Raw genomic sequence first — 231 nt, 5'->3', positions numbered from 1 at the left:
AGTGGCTTCAGGCGCCCAGGTCATGCCTGCAGCGGGCAAATTCACGCGAACGTGCCGCTGCTTGCTCCAGTGGATCAGGTCGCCCGATTCCCAAATTTCCAAATAATGGCTACCATGGTTTGTCGCCCCGCCCCAGCCGGTGCGACCGGTCGAAAGATCGGTGGCAAGTAGAAAGAAACGGTCGCCATTTGCCGAGCGCATGATGAACGGATCGCGCAAGCCGCGCGTGCC

The 231-nt window shown here is 60.6% G+C and carries 1 protein-coding gene; it reads right to left on the bottom strand.

Annotated elements, in window-relative coordinates:
- Positions 1-219 (bottom strand): hypothetical protein (locus tag QBJ92_RS20605; RefSeq protein ID WP_277971556.1); only part of this gene is annotated, 219 nt, incomplete at its 3' end.
- Positions 220-231: the final 12 nt, after the last annotated feature.

This window comes from Sphingomonas echinoides, assembly GCF_029623395.1.
Taxonomy (GTDB): domain Bacteria; phylum Pseudomonadota; class Alphaproteobacteria; order Sphingomonadales; family Sphingomonadaceae; genus Sphingomonas; species Sphingomonas echinoides_A.
This window is presented reverse-complemented; position numbering and strand designations above follow the sequence as displayed.